Source organism: Butyricicoccus sp. AM05-1 (assembly GCF_003474415.1).
GTDB lineage: Bacteria > Bacillota > Clostridia > Oscillospirales > Butyricicoccaceae > Agathobaculum > Agathobaculum butyriciproducens.
On the sequence record NZ_QUDG01000020.1, the window covers coordinates 1 to 14,336 of the forward strand.

Consider the following 14,336-nt stretch of genomic DNA (forward strand, 5'->3'; position numbering starts at 1 on the left):
AAGGTTGTTCCGATGATGATCGACGCAATCAAGGCTGCTAAGGAGTCTAAGTAATCATCTGATTGCTTTTTGAAGCGCCGTACTGCCTGCGACCTCCCGGTTTGCGGCGGGTTTTGGAGCCCCGCTTGCAATATCCGCCATGCCCGCGGAAAGCGCAGCACGCTGCTTCTGATTGTATAAGAAAAGCCGCAGAGCATTGCTCTGCGGCTTTTTTTCGACATAAAATAAAGAGAAAGGGCCTGTCTGCAGCGCAGACAGGCTCTTTTCAATCCAGATAATCGCCTACCGGACTCCGGTTGTACTGCTTGATGATAAGAATGACTACCGAACCATCCTCCTGCTCCGCCTCGTCTACGATCTTATAGCGCGTGCGGTTGCGCTCCAGTGCCTGCTTGTAGTGCTCGACTTCCTCGCGCACCAGGCGCACCGCAATACTGTGCTCCAAATCCTCCTTCAGCTGGAAATGCAGGGTCTGATAAATGCACGCCGCCTTAATCCGCTTCATGTCAATTCCTCCTGTTTTGTTGATGAAATACGCAAAAAACAATGTACACAGTCGTTTTTACATATTTATTATACTGAAAACAGAATTTTTCCGCAAAGGCGTTTTTTCACAAAGTTTGGTGTTCCTCTGTTTGTGGAAAATCGCCATAGGCGCGCGGTTTTGTTTGTGCAGAACGGAAAAAAGACGCACAATGTGCGCCCCTACGGTAAAAAAGATTCTCTGCCGTTCCCCTCTTTCGGAGCGGTCGCCGCTCTCCGATTTTCGCCAGACTAAGAAATAAAGGAAACCGTAGTCCCAAGAGGATAGAAACCTTGGTGTCTATCCTTTTGGCCCCCAGGCTGAGGGTTAGCACCCACAGAAAACAGGTATGCGACCCCGTTTTTCCTGTTCGGAAAAAGCACCCCAAAACGAATAAAAACGCGACATCAGGCCGCGCTGCTGCACCGCCCCGTCGCGTTTCTTAGCAATAAATAAAAACGGCAGCGAGCGAGAAGAACTCTCAAGCCCTCCACCGATGATGGTAGTAATTATAGCACTCTGCCTCTCGCCGGACAAGATTCAAATGTGCCAAAATCGCATTTACAATTCATTCATAATTGTACAATCCGACAATTCACGCAGCAGCATTCCGCAGAAACTGACAACTTGTACAAAAACATGCCTGTTTTTTCGTCAAACGCGCGTCTGCTTTCGAGATTTTATGCTGAAATCCGCGAAAATCGCTTTACAAACAGTCATTTTCATGGTAATATAAATATACTTTCGCCCCGCGCTTAGCTGACGGACAAAGGGAGCGTTCCTATCGCCTCCATTCACCAAGCCGCGGCCCGGCCTGTGGGTGAGTAAAATTTTATTTATGAAAGGTGAACTACCGACATGATCCGTAAGGAAGACAAGACTGCCGTTATCGAGGCAAACCGTACCCACGCTACCGACACCGGTTCCCCGGAGGTTCAGGTTGCAATCCTGACCGCCCGCATCAAGGAGCTGACCGAGCACCTGAAGGTACACAAGAAGGATAACCACTCTCGCCGCGGTCTGCTGAAGATGGTTGGTCAGCGTCGTTCTATGCTGGCTTACCTGCAGAAGAAGGACATCAACCGTTACCGTGCCCTGATCGCTAAGCTGGGTATCCGTAAGTAAGAAAATGCGAAAATAGGGGAGCAGTCTGCTCCCCTGTTTCTGTATTTTAAGCTGGGCGGCATTATCGCTTTTTAGCAGTTGAAAGAGAGACCAAATCATGCAGAGCATGATCCGGAATTGAAAATTGAGAATTGAGAATTGAAAATGGAAAATAGCGCTCTCCTTGCGCGAGTTCCGTCCGCGCTGCGCTGGTTGCGCTACGCGCTTATTCAATTATCGCGCAGTGCGCAATACAGCAATTCTGCATTCTCCATTTTCCATTCCGCTTGGTTTTTGTTTCAAGTGCTAAAAAAGCTGCTGCCGCCCTCCCCAAACGATTAAAGGAGGAAACAAAATGGCAAACATCAACCACTTTGACTTCAAAAACTACCGCGTTTTTGAGACCGAGATTGCCGGCCGCAAGCTGACCGTCGAGACCGGCAAGATGGCACAGCTCGCTAACGGCTCCTGCCTGGTTCGCTACGGCGAGACCGCTGTTCTCGTTACCGCTACCGCATCCGCTAAGCCGCGTGACGGCATCGACTTTTTCCCGCTCTCCGTTGACTTTGAGGAGCGTATGTACGCAGTAGGCCGCATTCCCGGCTCGTTCATGCGCCGTGAGGGCCGTCCGTCCGAGAAGGCGATCCTGTCCTCTCGTCAGATCGACCGTCCGATGCGTCCGCTGTTCCCGAAGGACCTGCGCAACGACGTCTCCATCGTCTGCACCGTTCTGGAGAACGACTACGACAACTCTCCGGAGGTAGTTGCTCTGCTGGGCGCTTCCATCGCAGTTTCTATCTCTGATATTCCGTTTGACTACGTTGTAGCCGGCTGCCAGGTTGGCATCGTTGACGGCAAGACCGTTATCAACCCGACCTCCGAGCAGCGCAAGGTATCCGAGATGGACGTTACCCTGTGTGCTACCAAGGACAAGATCGTTATGATCGAGGCCGGTGCACAGGAAGTTCCGGAGGACGATATGTTCAACGCACTCATGGAAGCACATGAGGAGCTGAAGAAGGTTTGCGCATTCATCCAGTCCATCAAGGACGAGATCGGCAAGCCGAAGTTCGAGTATGAGCATCATGACATCGACCACGACCTGTTTGACAAGCTCGAGGCAGCTTGCAATGACAAGTTCGAGGTTGCTATGGATACCGACGACAAGACCGTCCGTGACGCCGGCGTGCGCGCCATCGTTGACGAGTTTGAAGCAACTCTGGACGAGGAGTACAAGGAAGAGCACGGCGCTAATCTTGGCGAGTGCGTAGACAAGCTGCAGAAGAAGATCGTTCGCCGCTGGCTGGCAAACGGCAAGCGCGTAGACGGCCGCGGCATGGAAGAGGTTCGTCCGCTGGCTGCCGAGGTTCACGTTCTGCCGCGCGTTCACGGTTCCGGTATGTTCACCCGCGGTCAGACCCAGGTTCTGACCCTCTGCACCCTGGGCACTCTGGGCGATGCGCAGGAGCTGGACACCATCTTCGAGGAGAAGGAAAAGCGTTATATCCACCACTACAACTTCCCGTCCTTCTCTGTTGGCGAAACCCGTCCGTCCCGCGGTCCCGGCCGTCGTGAGATCGGCCACGGTGCTCTGGCTGAGCGCGCTCTGCTGCCGGTTATCCCGCCGGTAAGCGAGTTCCCGTACGCGCTGCGTCTGGTTTCCGAGGTTATTTCCTCTAACGGTTCCACCTCTCAGGGCTCTGTCTGCGGTTCCACGCTGGCTCTGATGGATGCCGGTGTTCCGATCAAGGCACCGGTTGCCGGTATTTCCTGCGGTCTGATCACCGATGGCGGTCAGGAGACCACCTTCACCGATATCCAGGGCGTCGAGGACTTCTACGGCGATATGGACTTTAAGGTAGCAGGCACCAAGAAGGGCATCACCGCTATTCAGGTCGATATCAAGGTTGACGGTCTGACCCCGAACATCATCAAGCAGGCGTTCGAGAAGTGCCGCGTAGCCCGCTACGGCATTCTGGACGAGATCATGCTCAAGGCTATCCCGCAGCCGCGTGAGGACGTTTCCGACTGGGCACCGAAGATGACCACCATGCACATCAATCCGGACAAGATCCGCGAGGTTATCGGCAAGGGCGGCTCTGTAATCCAGAACATCGTTGCTGAGTCCGGTGCAAAGGTTGACATCGAGGATGACGGTACCGTTACCATCGCTGCCGTTAAGGCTACCGATGCAGACAAGGCGAAGAAGATGATCGAAGCGATCGTCAAGGAGCCGGAGCCGGGCGAGATCTACTACGGCAAGGTCGTTCGTCTGATGAACTTCGGCGCATTCGTAAACCTGCTGCCGGGCAAGGACGGCATGGTTCACATCTCCAAGATGGCTGACCACCGCATCGAGAAGGTCGAGGACGCTGTCAAGGAAGGCGACATGGTTTGGGTCAAGGTCATGGAGATCGACGACAAGGGCCGTGTAAACCTGTCTATGAAGGATGTTAAGCCGGAAGAGAAGATTCTGTAATTGAATTTCGGCTGAAATAGAAAAAAGGCTTCGGAGCGATGCTCCGAAGCCTTTTTATTCATCCGGGATATACTCGATAATGTCCGAAACACTGCAGTTTAGGATAAAGCACAATGTATCCAGCGTTTTCAGTGTGATTGTTTTACCGTGCTTCATGCGGTGCAGAATATTGGCGGAAAAGCCCTGTTTGTAAATTAAATGGTATTCTGTAACGCCTTTTTCTAAAAGCGTCCGGTAAAACGGAGCGTAACTGATCATGTACGATCACCTCACGCACAACATAACACGACCTAATATATTGACTATGCCTAATATATTGAGTATAATGTGTGTGAGGTGAGCTTATGGCTGAATTTTGTCTGGATTGTCTCAACCGTCTGGAGGGCACCTGCTATACCAAATGGGATGTTTCACTCTCTTGGAGCAAAGATATTTGCGAAGGCTGCAGTCAGCTTCGCCGAACCGTGATTTGCCTGCGTAAGCGGACAATTCGACGGCAGTATCTCGGTTTATATGATGATAATCACCGTAAATCACGCAAATAAACCATATTGACTTTCCCCTTAAAACTACTATAATGAAGATAGAAAAAGAGCGCAGCCGGTTGACGGTTACTCTCTCACGTTTTAGTCAAAAGAAATTGACCGCATACTTGTGAGGTAGGGCGGTCATTTCTTTTTGCTTACTTGAATCAACAAGGACGCAAAAGCGACAAGAAAGGTAAGTAACCGGAACAATTCTCCATACGTTACAACCATCGCACTCACCTCCTTCACAGATGCTCTGCTAAGGTATGGTGAGAGAATAACCGCGGGCCGTTGTACTGGCTGCGCCGAAAACTGATGTTTCCCTCGATTTTACCTATAGCCGTACAATTCTTCCCTCTTCAAATGAAGAGGGATTTATGCTATAATGAGGGGTACACCAAAATCCACCGGAAAGAAGGACAAGCCCATGACCTCTGTGCTGCTGCCCGAGGGCGAACTGCGCGTAGCACGCTGCGACATGCTTGACAAGCTGATCGCGGTCGGCGACGGCGATGCGGCGCTGCTGTATCTTTATATCCTGCGGCACGGCGGCACGGATGGCTCCGCTGCAGCGCGCGCCCTGCGTCTGAGCGCCGACCGCTACGAACGTGCGGCATTTACGCTCAACAACCTGATCGCGCCGACGGAAAAAACCAAAGCAGCAACCGACAAATCCGCCGAAGCGCCGCGCTACACCGGCGATGAGCTGCGCCGTGCCCGTCTGGATGACCAGACTTTCTCCGGCCTTTGTGACGCAGCAGAGGGCATTACAGGCCGTGCGCTGACCGAGGGTCAGCTACGCTGTCTGCTGACAATTTACGACTATCTTGGTCTGGACGCAGGCGCAACGATTGAGCTGCTCAGCTATCTAAAAAGCGAAAAGGGCACGGTCCGCACGACCGATCTGCGCCGCGAAGCCAACCAGTGGGCCGATATGGGCATTGTCACCGCGCAGGCGGCCCAGCAGTACCTGACACGCCGTGCGGACGAAAAACCGCTCAGCGAGGCGATCTACCGTGCACTCGGTGCGGATACCGAGCAGCCTGCGCCCAAGGAGCAGCGCGTCTGCCGCTTTGCACTGGCGCACGGCTTCCCTGCCGACGCAGTGGAACTGGCGGTGCACCGCACCGGTCAAAAGCAGGGACACAAAAGTCTGGATTACACGCTCGGCATTCTGCGCCGATGGGACAATGCGGGCGTACATACGGTCAGCGAAATCACCGCTCTCGAGCCGGAAACCCGCACGTCTGCCGTGCCTGCCGCCGTCGGTCAGACACCCGCACAGCCGACCGACAGCGCCACACTCGCCGCTTGGGAGCAGGACTGGGCTGCACGCGTGCGCAGTCATCGCCGCAACACGGAGGAATAACCTATGGCATACGATAAAAAACTGCTCGCCGCCGCACGGCGCGAGCTGGAACGCGAGCGCACGGCTCACACCGAGGAGCTGGAAGCGCGCCGGCGTGATATTTACACACGCGAGCCGCGTATCCGCGCAATCGACCGCGAGCTGAGCACCACAGCAGCGTCCGTTCTGCGGGCCGCAATGGAGTCCGGCGGAGACCCGACTGCTGCAATCGAAAAGCTGCGCGACCGCAATCTCGGTCTGCAGGAGGAACGCGGCGATCTGCTCCGGCAGCTTGGACTTCCCGCCGATTATCTGACCGACAAGCCGCTGTGCTCAAAATGCGGCGACACCGGCTACGCCGGCAGTGCGACCTGCGAGTGCGTCAAGGCGCGCTACGCCAAGCTGCTCAAGGAGCAGCTTTCCTCGGTGCTACCGATTGCCGATCAGAACTTTTCCAAGTTCGACATGAGCTTTTACTCCACCCGCCCGGATGGCCGCAGCGGTATTTCGCCGCGCGAAAATATGGAATATAATCTGGGCGAATGCAAGGCTTATGCCGCAAAATTCAGCAAGGATTCCCCCAATCTGCTGCTGTTCGGCTCGACCGGTCTGGGCAAGACCTTTCTCTCTACCTGCATTGCCGAGGCGGTCTCTGCACGCGGATTTTCCGTGGCCTACGACACCGCCATCAACATTGTGGCCGCGTATGAGACCATCAAATTCGGCTCCGGTGACGGCGAAGCCGCCGCAGAACGCGCTGCACGCTACGAGCGCGCCGATCTGCTCATTATCGACGATATGGGCACCGAAATGGGTACCGCCTTCACGGTTTCCGCGCTGTACAACCTGATCAACAACCGCCTGATGGCTAAGCGCCCCATGATCATCAACACCAACTTGCTGCCGGAAACGCTCAGCGAGAAATACTCGCCTGCCGTGGCCTCCCGCCTGCTCGGCGAGTTCCTGCCGCTGCGGTTCTTCGGCGATGACATCCGGCTGCTGAAAATGCGCAGAACATAAACAAATCCCTCTCTTTTTTGCGAGAAAGAGAGGGATTTTTAGGTAACACCGCATAATTGAACAAGAGCGATTTGCGAGGAATTTTGCGTGCTGATTAGGCGCGGCTTTGCAGCAATACTTTGTGTATTGCAAAAAGATGCGGCAGCGCGACCGGAGCCTGCGCAAGGAGCCGCAGTTTAATTGTACGGTGTTGCCTCAGATTTCGGATTGTTTGCCGAGCAGCTTATCGCGCCAGCAACCAAACCGATGCGTAACCATGCGCAGCTCGATACCGACAAGCAGCGCCGCGATAACCGTACCAATACCAACGCTGCCCAATCCGTGCAGGAAGATCAGGCAGGTGATGAGCGAAATGATGACCATGGACACGTCAAACGCAATTTTGACGGTCGGGAACGGCTTACCGGTCAGCGTGGAGATGGCCAGCATAGCGCCTTCACCGGCCAGCGGCATAATGTCCGCCGGAACGTAGAAAAAGATGCCGATTGCAACGAAAACAGTGGCAATCCAGCACATCAGCAAACGGATAATCAGGTTGTCCGTCGAGGGAAACATCGCCGCAAGCGTGTTGCAGGTGGTCGTGAATGCGCCGAACACCATGCCGACCGGAATCTGCAGCAGGTTTTTGCATTCAAAGCGGCGGCGCATCAGCAGCATTTGCAGGATGACCAGAATGACGTAAAAAATGACGGTCGCAACGCCCATCTCAATGCCCCAGACACAGGTCATGGTGTATGGGATGGAGCTGACCGGCGACACGCCGAGATTTGACTTGACCGACAGTGCAATGCCGATAGTCATGACGAAGAAGCCGCCGAAGTAATACAGCAGCCGAATACCGAGTTTAGAGCCTTTCATGCCTATTTTATCCCCTTTTAGTTGTTTAGATTGCGATAAATGCGTTCAAGCAGAGCCTTTAACTGCTGCATCTCCTGCGGTGAGAAGCCGCGCAGCGCCTCCTCTTCTGCGGCGGCAAAGATATCATTCAAGCGGCGGCACTGTTCCCGGCCGAGGTCGGTCAGGCGGACATACACCGTACGGCGGTTTTCGTCGCGTGTGCTGCGTTCGAGCAGTCCGGCGCGTTCCATTCCCCCGAGGATGGTAGAAAGCGAGGACGGCTCGATATGGCAGCCCTGGGCGATATCCTTTTGCATGGCGCCGTCGTGATCCTGCAGAAAGTCCAACACTTTAGGCTGGCCGGTGGTCAGACCGAGCGGTTTGATGCGCGACATGACAAGTTTCTGCAGCATGGCATGGTCAGCCATGAGCAGGTAATGGGTGGAAAATTCCATTGCGTTCTCCTTTGTTCTAATTCAAACAGTTTGCTTTCTAATTATATGCCCATGAGTTCGGATTGTCAAATTGCATTTTTATACTTTTTGTTATATTTTATTTCTTTATTATAGATTACTTTTCGTTATATTATCATTAGATATAACTTTACGCTGTTTTAACGATTCTGCGCCTGCGCGGCGCAGGCGTACAAGAGGGTAGCTGCCAAGGTTTCTTACTCCGAATTTTGAAGCATTTTCGGTTTCAGCAATCTCGCCAAACTTTGAATGTTAAAGACGAATACAGCAAGTTTTGCTTGCATATCATGCAAAATACCGTAGTTTTCCCGAAACAAGTGTATGCTAAAAATGTTCGTTTATTATTGATAAAATAAAACAGGAGCGTATAGCTTGAACTTGCTATACGCTCTCAATCTGTCAAAAAAGTATTATTTTAATTTTTACGCTTCGTGCGGTAGCACGCATTTAATAGAATTTGCAAAGCAAATTCATAAAAATCGGGGGCGTGTACCTCGGTTTTTATACTTTAAGAGGGAGAAAGTTTCCGAATGGGAACTTTCGGACGTCCGTGTTTTGCGAAGTCAAAACACAGATTGTCGGAAAAACGAAGTTTTTCGACAGTCTCAGAGCGTATAGCTTGAAATTGCTATACGCTCTTTTTATAGCCTTGCAATCTATTTGCAAATAGCATGAATTTTTACACATTCCCGCGGAATTTAATCGTAATATCCGTCATATTCATGCGCTCTCTGGGGAACTGGTGGCGCTCGAGGTAGTCGTAGAGCAGGCGGATCGGGAGCGTGCCCTGTGTTTTGACGTCCTGCCCGATGATGAAATCGACCGTACCGTTTTTTACCATTTTGATGTTGCCCTCGGTGACATCGTGAACGACGATGTGCAGCTTTTCGCTGCGGTGTGCGGCGTGCACGGCGCGGTAAACGCCCTCCCGTCCTGCAGAGGTCAGATAGATGCCGCGCAGCTCGCTGTCCGACTGAATGGCGCGCATAGCGATGCGCTCGGAAAGGCTTTCGTCGAGAAACGAGCATTCCGGGTGCAGAACCCGGATATCCGGAAAACTCTCCGCCATTTCGGTGCTGAAGCCGGTAAAACGCTGCGAGTCGGCATAGTGACCGCTGCGCTGCCCCAGAATCGGCAGCACGCTGCCGTGCCCCTGCATGACCATGCCGAGCAGCGCAGCGGCGGCGCGGCCGCTCGCGATGTTGTCCGTGCCAACATAGGCGATGCGGTTCGCATCGGTGATATCCGTGTTGAGCGTCACGACAGGGATGCCCTGCTGCTCACTGAGCGTGTTTATCCTGTCGCGCACGAGCGTGTTCGCGAGCGGCATGAGCGCGAGGCCGTCGATGTGCTCGGTCGTTACCAGCTCATCGATCAGCGTCAGCTGATGCTGCACATCCGTGTCCTGCATCGCGCGCACAATGACCGTGATGTTCGGGAGAAGCTCACGCTCGGAAAAGCTCTCGAACAGCTCGCACAGCATCTGCACGAAGGGCGAATGGTCGGAGTGGAGCACCACGCCGATCTTCCACTGCTGCGTCTGCTGCATGACGAGGCGGTTTGAGATATAACCCATTTCACGCGCCGTCGCGCGGATGCGTTCCGCGACTTCCTCGCGCACGCCCTCCTTGTGGTGCAGGGCGCGGTCCACCGTTCCGCGCGACACCCCGCAGCGGTCAGCAATCTGCTGCATCGTTACCATAAAATCACTCTCCTGCGTTATCTGTACTTATACTATATCATAAAATACAGCCGTGCACCAGATGTTACATCTGCACGAAAATGTTGTGCCGCACATCTCCAATGATACAATGATAGCGCTATTTTTGTGCATAATATCATAAACACTCGCAATCTTAATATGCACAATCACGATATAATGCACGGATAAATGATAGTGCGCCCAAGCTATTGCAACCGGAAATCCACTGTGATATTCTGTGATTGTCAAGTGAACAAGGCCATTCACAAAACCGAAAAATTCCCCAAAAGAGAGTGAGAGAAACAAAATGTCATTTTTCAGTTCCATGATCTGGATCGCGCTGAGCTTCCTGTTTTTCACCGTCATGGTGGCAGTCATTTCAGCGTGGAAGACCCGAGATGACAAGCTCGACACCGCCGAGGGATACTTCCTCGCGGGGCGCGGGCTGCCGGGTATTGTCATTGCAGGCTCGCTGCTGCTGACCAACCTGTCCGCAGAACAGCTTGTCGGCACAAACGGTCAGGGCTGGGCTTCCAATATGAGCCCGATTGGCTGGGAGGTTGGCGCGCTGTTCACGCTGTTTGCGCTGGCGCTGTGGTTCCTGCCGACCTACCTCAAAATGGGCACGACCACCATCCCGCAGCTGATGGAGGCACGCTTTGGCCGCGGCACCAAGCTGATGTTCTCGTTCGTCATCGTTGTGATGTACTCCATCCTCAATCTGCCGGTCATCCTTTACTCCGGTGCAGTTGTATTTGAGAATATCTTCGATATTTCCGGTATCTTCGGCATCAGCAAGTTCACAGCAGTTGCGATTCTGTGTGTCGTTATCGGTATTATCGGCGGCTGCTACGCCATCTTCGGCGGTTTGAAGGCGGTTGCCGTATCCGACACCATCAACGGCATCGGCCTTATCATCGGCGGCCTGATGATTCCGTTCCTCGCGCTGACGTTGCTGGGTCACGAGACCACCGGCGGCGGTCTCGTAGAAGGTGTCAAGTACCTCGTACAAACCGAACCCGAAAAGCTCAACGCATGGGCTTCGTGGGATGCTGCTGAACCGGCTCTGCCGTGGCCGCTCATCTTCACGGGAATGTTCTTCAACAATCTGTACTGGTGGTGCACGAATCAGTCCTTTGTACAGCGCGCACTTGCTGCAAAGAGCCTGAAGGAAGGCCAGAAGGGCGCAATTTACTGCGGCTTCCTCAAGACCATCGGCTTCTTCTATCTGGTACTGCCGGGCGTTATCGCTTACCACCTGCCGTCCATTCAGGACAAACTGGCGGCGGCCGGTTCCTCCGCGATCGACTTTGCTTATCCGGCACTGGTTTCCGCCGTTGTTCCCAAGCCGGTCATGGGCTTCTTCGCTGCTGTTCTGTTCGGCGCGATCCTGTCCTCGTTCAACTCGGTGCTCAACTCCGCATCGACCATGTTTACCCTCGACCTGTACCGCACCGCCATCAATCCGAAGGCTTCGGATATGCAGTGTGTCAAGGTCGGCAAGATCTACGGCACCTGCGCCGGTACAGTCGCTATCTGCGTGGCACCGTTCGTTATGTTCGCACAGGGCATCACGACCTTCCTCAACTCTATGAGCCAGTTCGTTTCCCTGCCGATCCTGTTCACCGTACTCGGCGCGCTGATCTTCCGCAAGGCACCGAAGTACGCGCCCAAGGTCATCACCGCTGTTCACGTTATCGCTTACGGCGCGTTTATGATCATCAAGCCCTGTTACCCCACCTCGGGTGAGCCAATTCATTATCTGTACGCCATCGCTGTGCTGTTCGTCGTTGAATTTGCCATCATGTGGTATCTGAGCAAATACCGCGGCACAGAAGAATATGTTCCGGCCGATGTCGGCGCAGTTGATTTGACCCCGTGGAAGTATCGCCATATCGTATGTATCATCGGTATCATTCTGGCGATCGGCATCTACATTCTGTTTTCGCCCATCGGCATTGCCGCATGAGTATAATAAAGGCAATACCGCACAATTAAAACTGCGGCGCTTTGCGGAAATTTTGTGCCCTGACTTTGGCTTCGGTTCCTTGCGCGAGTTCCGTCCGCGCTGCCGAGATTTCACGGTAATACATCAAGTATTACCGCAAAACCGCGCCTCGTCAGTACGCAAAATTTACTCGCAAATCGCTCTTGTCCAATTATGCGGTATTGCCTAAAGTCTAACCAAGAACCTAATTGAGAAAAGAAAAGGAGAACAATTACCATGAAACTCGGATTTAATGAAGCAAATGACCGTTTCTGCAAGAACCACAGTGTTATGATGGACCTCGAGCTGTGCGAGAAGTACGGCTTCGACTGCATTGACATTCAGTCGGAGTGCCTGAACCGCGATCTGGAAGCCGGCAAGATCACCCTCGAGGAGATGGGCGCATGGTTCCAGAGCCACCACCTCAAGATGCTCTCCTACAATGCGCTGTGCTTCTTCAACATGAAGCAGACGCAGGAGGAAAAGGACGCCGTGATGGCTGAGCTGGACGAGATCATCCGCCGCTGCAACATCCTCGGCTGCAAGATGATCGTTGTCGTACCGAGTAAGGACATGAAGGAGCGCGGCCTGACCCCGACCCGCAAGGAGATCCGCGAGGATGCAGTTGCTGTTCTCAAGGAAATGGTTAAGAAGTGCGAGCCGCACGGCATCCGCCTGAGCCTTGAGTTCTGCGGCGAGCCGTCCATGACCATCAACCGCTTCGAGGACGCTTACGCAATCGTTGAGGAAGTAAACAGCCCGCTGGTTGGTGTAACGCTCGATCAGTACCACTTCTACGCAATGGGCTCCGGCTGGGATACCCTCGAAAATGCGGACGGCAAGAAGATTTTCGTATGGCACCTGAACGGCACCGAGGATATGCCCTGCGGCGCGTACTACAACAACGACGAGAAGCGTCTGTGGCCGGGTGCCGAGGGCGACTGCCTGCCGCATGCGCGCTACGCAGATACCCTCAAGAAGATTGGCTTTGACGGCGACTGCTGCACCATCGAGATTTTCCGTCCGGCATACTATGAGATGTCGCAGGAGGAGAACGTAAAGAAGTCCGCAGAAGTCACCCGTGCACACGTTGAAAAATACGCACAGTTCTAATATCGTAAAATCAGCAGTATCTCACAGCATATTCCCCAGCATTTATCACATTTTTTTGATCTGTAAAGGAGAATTTATTATGAGCTATCTGAAGAAAATCGGCGCACTGTTTGTTTCCTCCGCATTGATGGCATCCATGCTCGCAGGCTGCGGCTCATCCTCCGATTCCACCGGCGGCAGCGGCTCTCAGGCTGAGGGCGGCGATGGCAATTACAACATTTCCATCGTGTTCAAGACCACCTCGAACGAATACACCCAGTACATGATGGCAGGCGCTGAAAAAGCGGCGGCCGAGACCGGCGCAGTGCTCGACATGAAGGGCGCGACCTCGGAAACCGCCTATGACGAGCAGCAGAACATGATCGAAACCGATCTGCACGCCAACAAGTATGACGCGATGATTATCGCACCGCTGCAGGGCGACATGGCTTCCACGCTGGTAAGCGGCACGGATATGCCCATCTTCGCAATCGACACGGACTTTAATGCACCGGAGAAGATTTCGTTCATCGGCATTGGCCAGAAGGATGCAGCGGCAAGCGGCGGCGAAAAGGCTGTCGAGGCGGCGAAGGCAGCAGGCTGGGATAAGATCGAAGCAGCTTATATTGCGGGTGTTCAGGGTGACTCCACCGCCGATGCACGCCGCACCGGTTTTCAGGAGGGCATTGACGGCGCAGGCGGCACGTTCCTCGCAGACGAGGTGCAGTATGCTGATGCGGTAGCGGACAAGGCAACCGTCTGCATGGAAGGCATCATGCAGAGCCATCCGGAGGGTCTGGCTATCATTGCATGCCACAATGACGACTGTGCAATCGCGGCAGCGCGTGCAGCAGCGAACAATCCGGCTTATGCAAAGACCATCTTCATCGGCTTTGACGGCAATATCACCGCAGCACAGTCCATCCTCGATGGCGGCGAGACCATGACCGTTGCACAGAGCGGCTACGATCAGGGCTATCAGGCGGTTAAGACCGTTGTGGCACATCTGAACGGCGAAAAGGTAGACAGCTTTGTTGACTGCGGCACCAAGGTCATCGACAGCACCACCGCCGAGGACTACATGGCAACCCTCAAGAGCCAGATGGACGGCAAGGCAGTTGCACAGTAAACCGTAATACCATGCGCTGCACTTGCGGCAGTAAGTGCAGCGTATCTATTAAAAAATCACGTTTCTATAAGGAGAGAATTCCAATGGGCATTTTGAAAATTGGCGTTGTAGGCTG

Annotated in this window: 13 protein-coding genes; 7 read left to right on the forward strand and 6 right to left on the reverse strand. The window is 53.7% G+C overall.

The window, feature by feature from the left end:
- Both DW088_RS16135 and DW088_RS15145 read right to left on the reverse strand, forming a co-directional pair.
- Positions 1 to 269, reverse strand: a 269-nt coding sequence (locus DW088_RS16135) for a hypothetical protein (RefSeq protein WP_207663038.1), incomplete at its 3' end; no start/stop codon positions are given.
- Positions 266 to 505: a hypothetical protein gene (locus DW088_RS15145; RefSeq protein WP_118361864.1), complete on the reverse strand. Its 240-nt coding sequence runs from the start codon at positions 503 to 505 to the stop codon at positions 266 to 268. The genes DW088_RS16135 and DW088_RS15145, both read right to left, overlap by 4 nt.
- Before the next feature lie 876 nt (positions 506 to 1,381).
- Between DW088_RS15145 and rpsO the strand changes: the two genes are divergently transcribed.
- Together rpsO and DW088_RS15155 are read left to right on the forward strand one after the other, a co-directional pair.
- Entirely contained in the window at positions 1,382 to 1,648 is a 267-nt protein-coding gene (gene rpsO, locus DW088_RS15150; protein WP_110435855.1) for a 30S ribosomal protein S15, read from the forward strand.
- Positions 1,649 to 1,982: 334 nt separating this feature from the next.
- The gene (locus tag DW088_RS15155) at positions 1,983 to 4,106 is read left to right on the forward strand and encodes a polyribonucleotide nucleotidyltransferase (protein ID WP_118361866.1); all 2,124 of its coding nucleotides are present in this window, start codon (positions 1,983 to 1,985) and stop codon (positions 4,104 to 4,106) included.
- Between the two features lie 54 nt (positions 4,107 to 4,160).
- On the opposite strand, the gene DW088_RS15160 is transcribed toward DW088_RS15155, so the two are convergent.
- Entirely contained in the window at positions 4,161 to 4,364 is a 204-nt protein-coding gene (locus DW088_RS15160) for a helix-turn-helix domain-containing protein (protein ID WP_110435853.1), read from the reverse strand.
- Between the two features lie 654 nt (positions 4,365 to 5,018).
- Between DW088_RS15160 and DW088_RS15165 the strand changes: the two genes are divergently transcribed.
- Positions 5,019 to 6,002, forward strand: a complete 984-nt coding sequence (locus DW088_RS15165; RefSeq protein WP_118361868.1) for a DnaD domain protein — start codon at positions 5,019 to 5,021, stop codon at positions 6,000 to 6,002.
- 3 nt (positions 6,003 to 6,005) lie between these two features.
- A complete protein-coding gene (locus tag DW088_RS15170) occupies positions 6,006 to 7,001 on the forward strand; it encodes an ATP-binding protein (protein WP_118361870.1) in 996 nt (331 codons plus the stop codon).
- Positions 7,002 to 7,196: 195 nt separating this feature from the next.
- Here the strand turns inward: DW088_RS15170 and DW088_RS15175 are convergent, their stop codons facing one another.
- From DW088_RS15175 to DW088_RS15185, 3 genes are all read right to left on the reverse strand, one after another.
- Positions 7,197 to 7,859: a YczE/YyaS/YitT family protein gene (locus tag DW088_RS15175; RefSeq protein WP_118361872.1), complete on the reverse strand. Its 663-nt coding sequence runs from the start codon at positions 7,857 to 7,859 to the stop codon at positions 7,197 to 7,199.
- Positions 7,860 to 7,876: 17 nt separating this feature from the next.
- Positions 7,877 to 8,293, reverse strand: coding sequence for a MarR family winged helix-turn-helix transcriptional regulator (locus DW088_RS15180; RefSeq protein WP_118361874.1), 417 nt, complete (start codon positions 8,291 to 8,293; stop codon positions 7,877 to 7,879).
- Positions 8,294 to 8,990: 697 nt separating this feature from the next.
- Positions 8,991 to 10,013, reverse strand: a complete 1,023-nt coding sequence (locus DW088_RS15185; RefSeq protein WP_118361876.1) for a LacI family DNA-binding transcriptional regulator — start codon at positions 10,011 to 10,013, stop codon at positions 8,991 to 8,993.
- A 307-nt stretch (positions 10,014 to 10,320) separates the two neighbouring features.
- Here DW088_RS15185 and DW088_RS15195 point away from each other — a divergent pair, with 307 nt between their 5' ends.
- The 3 genes from DW088_RS15195 to DW088_RS15205 all read left to right on the forward strand — a co-directional run bounded on the left by DW088_RS15195 (position 10,321) and on the right by DW088_RS15205 (position 14,221).
- Positions 10,321 to 11,982, forward strand: a complete 1,662-nt coding sequence (locus tag DW088_RS15195; RefSeq protein WP_243029990.1) for a solute:sodium symporter family transporter — start codon at positions 10,321 to 10,323, stop codon at positions 11,980 to 11,982.
- Positions 11,983 to 12,237: 255 nt separating this feature from the next.
- Positions 12,238 to 13,113 (forward strand): sugar phosphate isomerase/epimerase family protein, encoded by an 876-nt coding sequence (locus DW088_RS15200; RefSeq protein ID WP_118361882.1) that lies wholly within the window; start codon positions 12,238 to 12,240, stop codon positions 13,111 to 13,113.
- 79 nt (positions 13,114 to 13,192) lie between these two features.
- Positions 13,193 to 14,221: a sugar ABC transporter substrate-binding protein gene (locus DW088_RS15205; protein WP_243029992.1), complete on the forward strand. Its 1,029-nt coding sequence runs from the start codon at positions 13,193 to 13,195 to the stop codon at positions 14,219 to 14,221.
- Positions 14,222 to 14,336 lie beyond the last annotated feature (115 nt).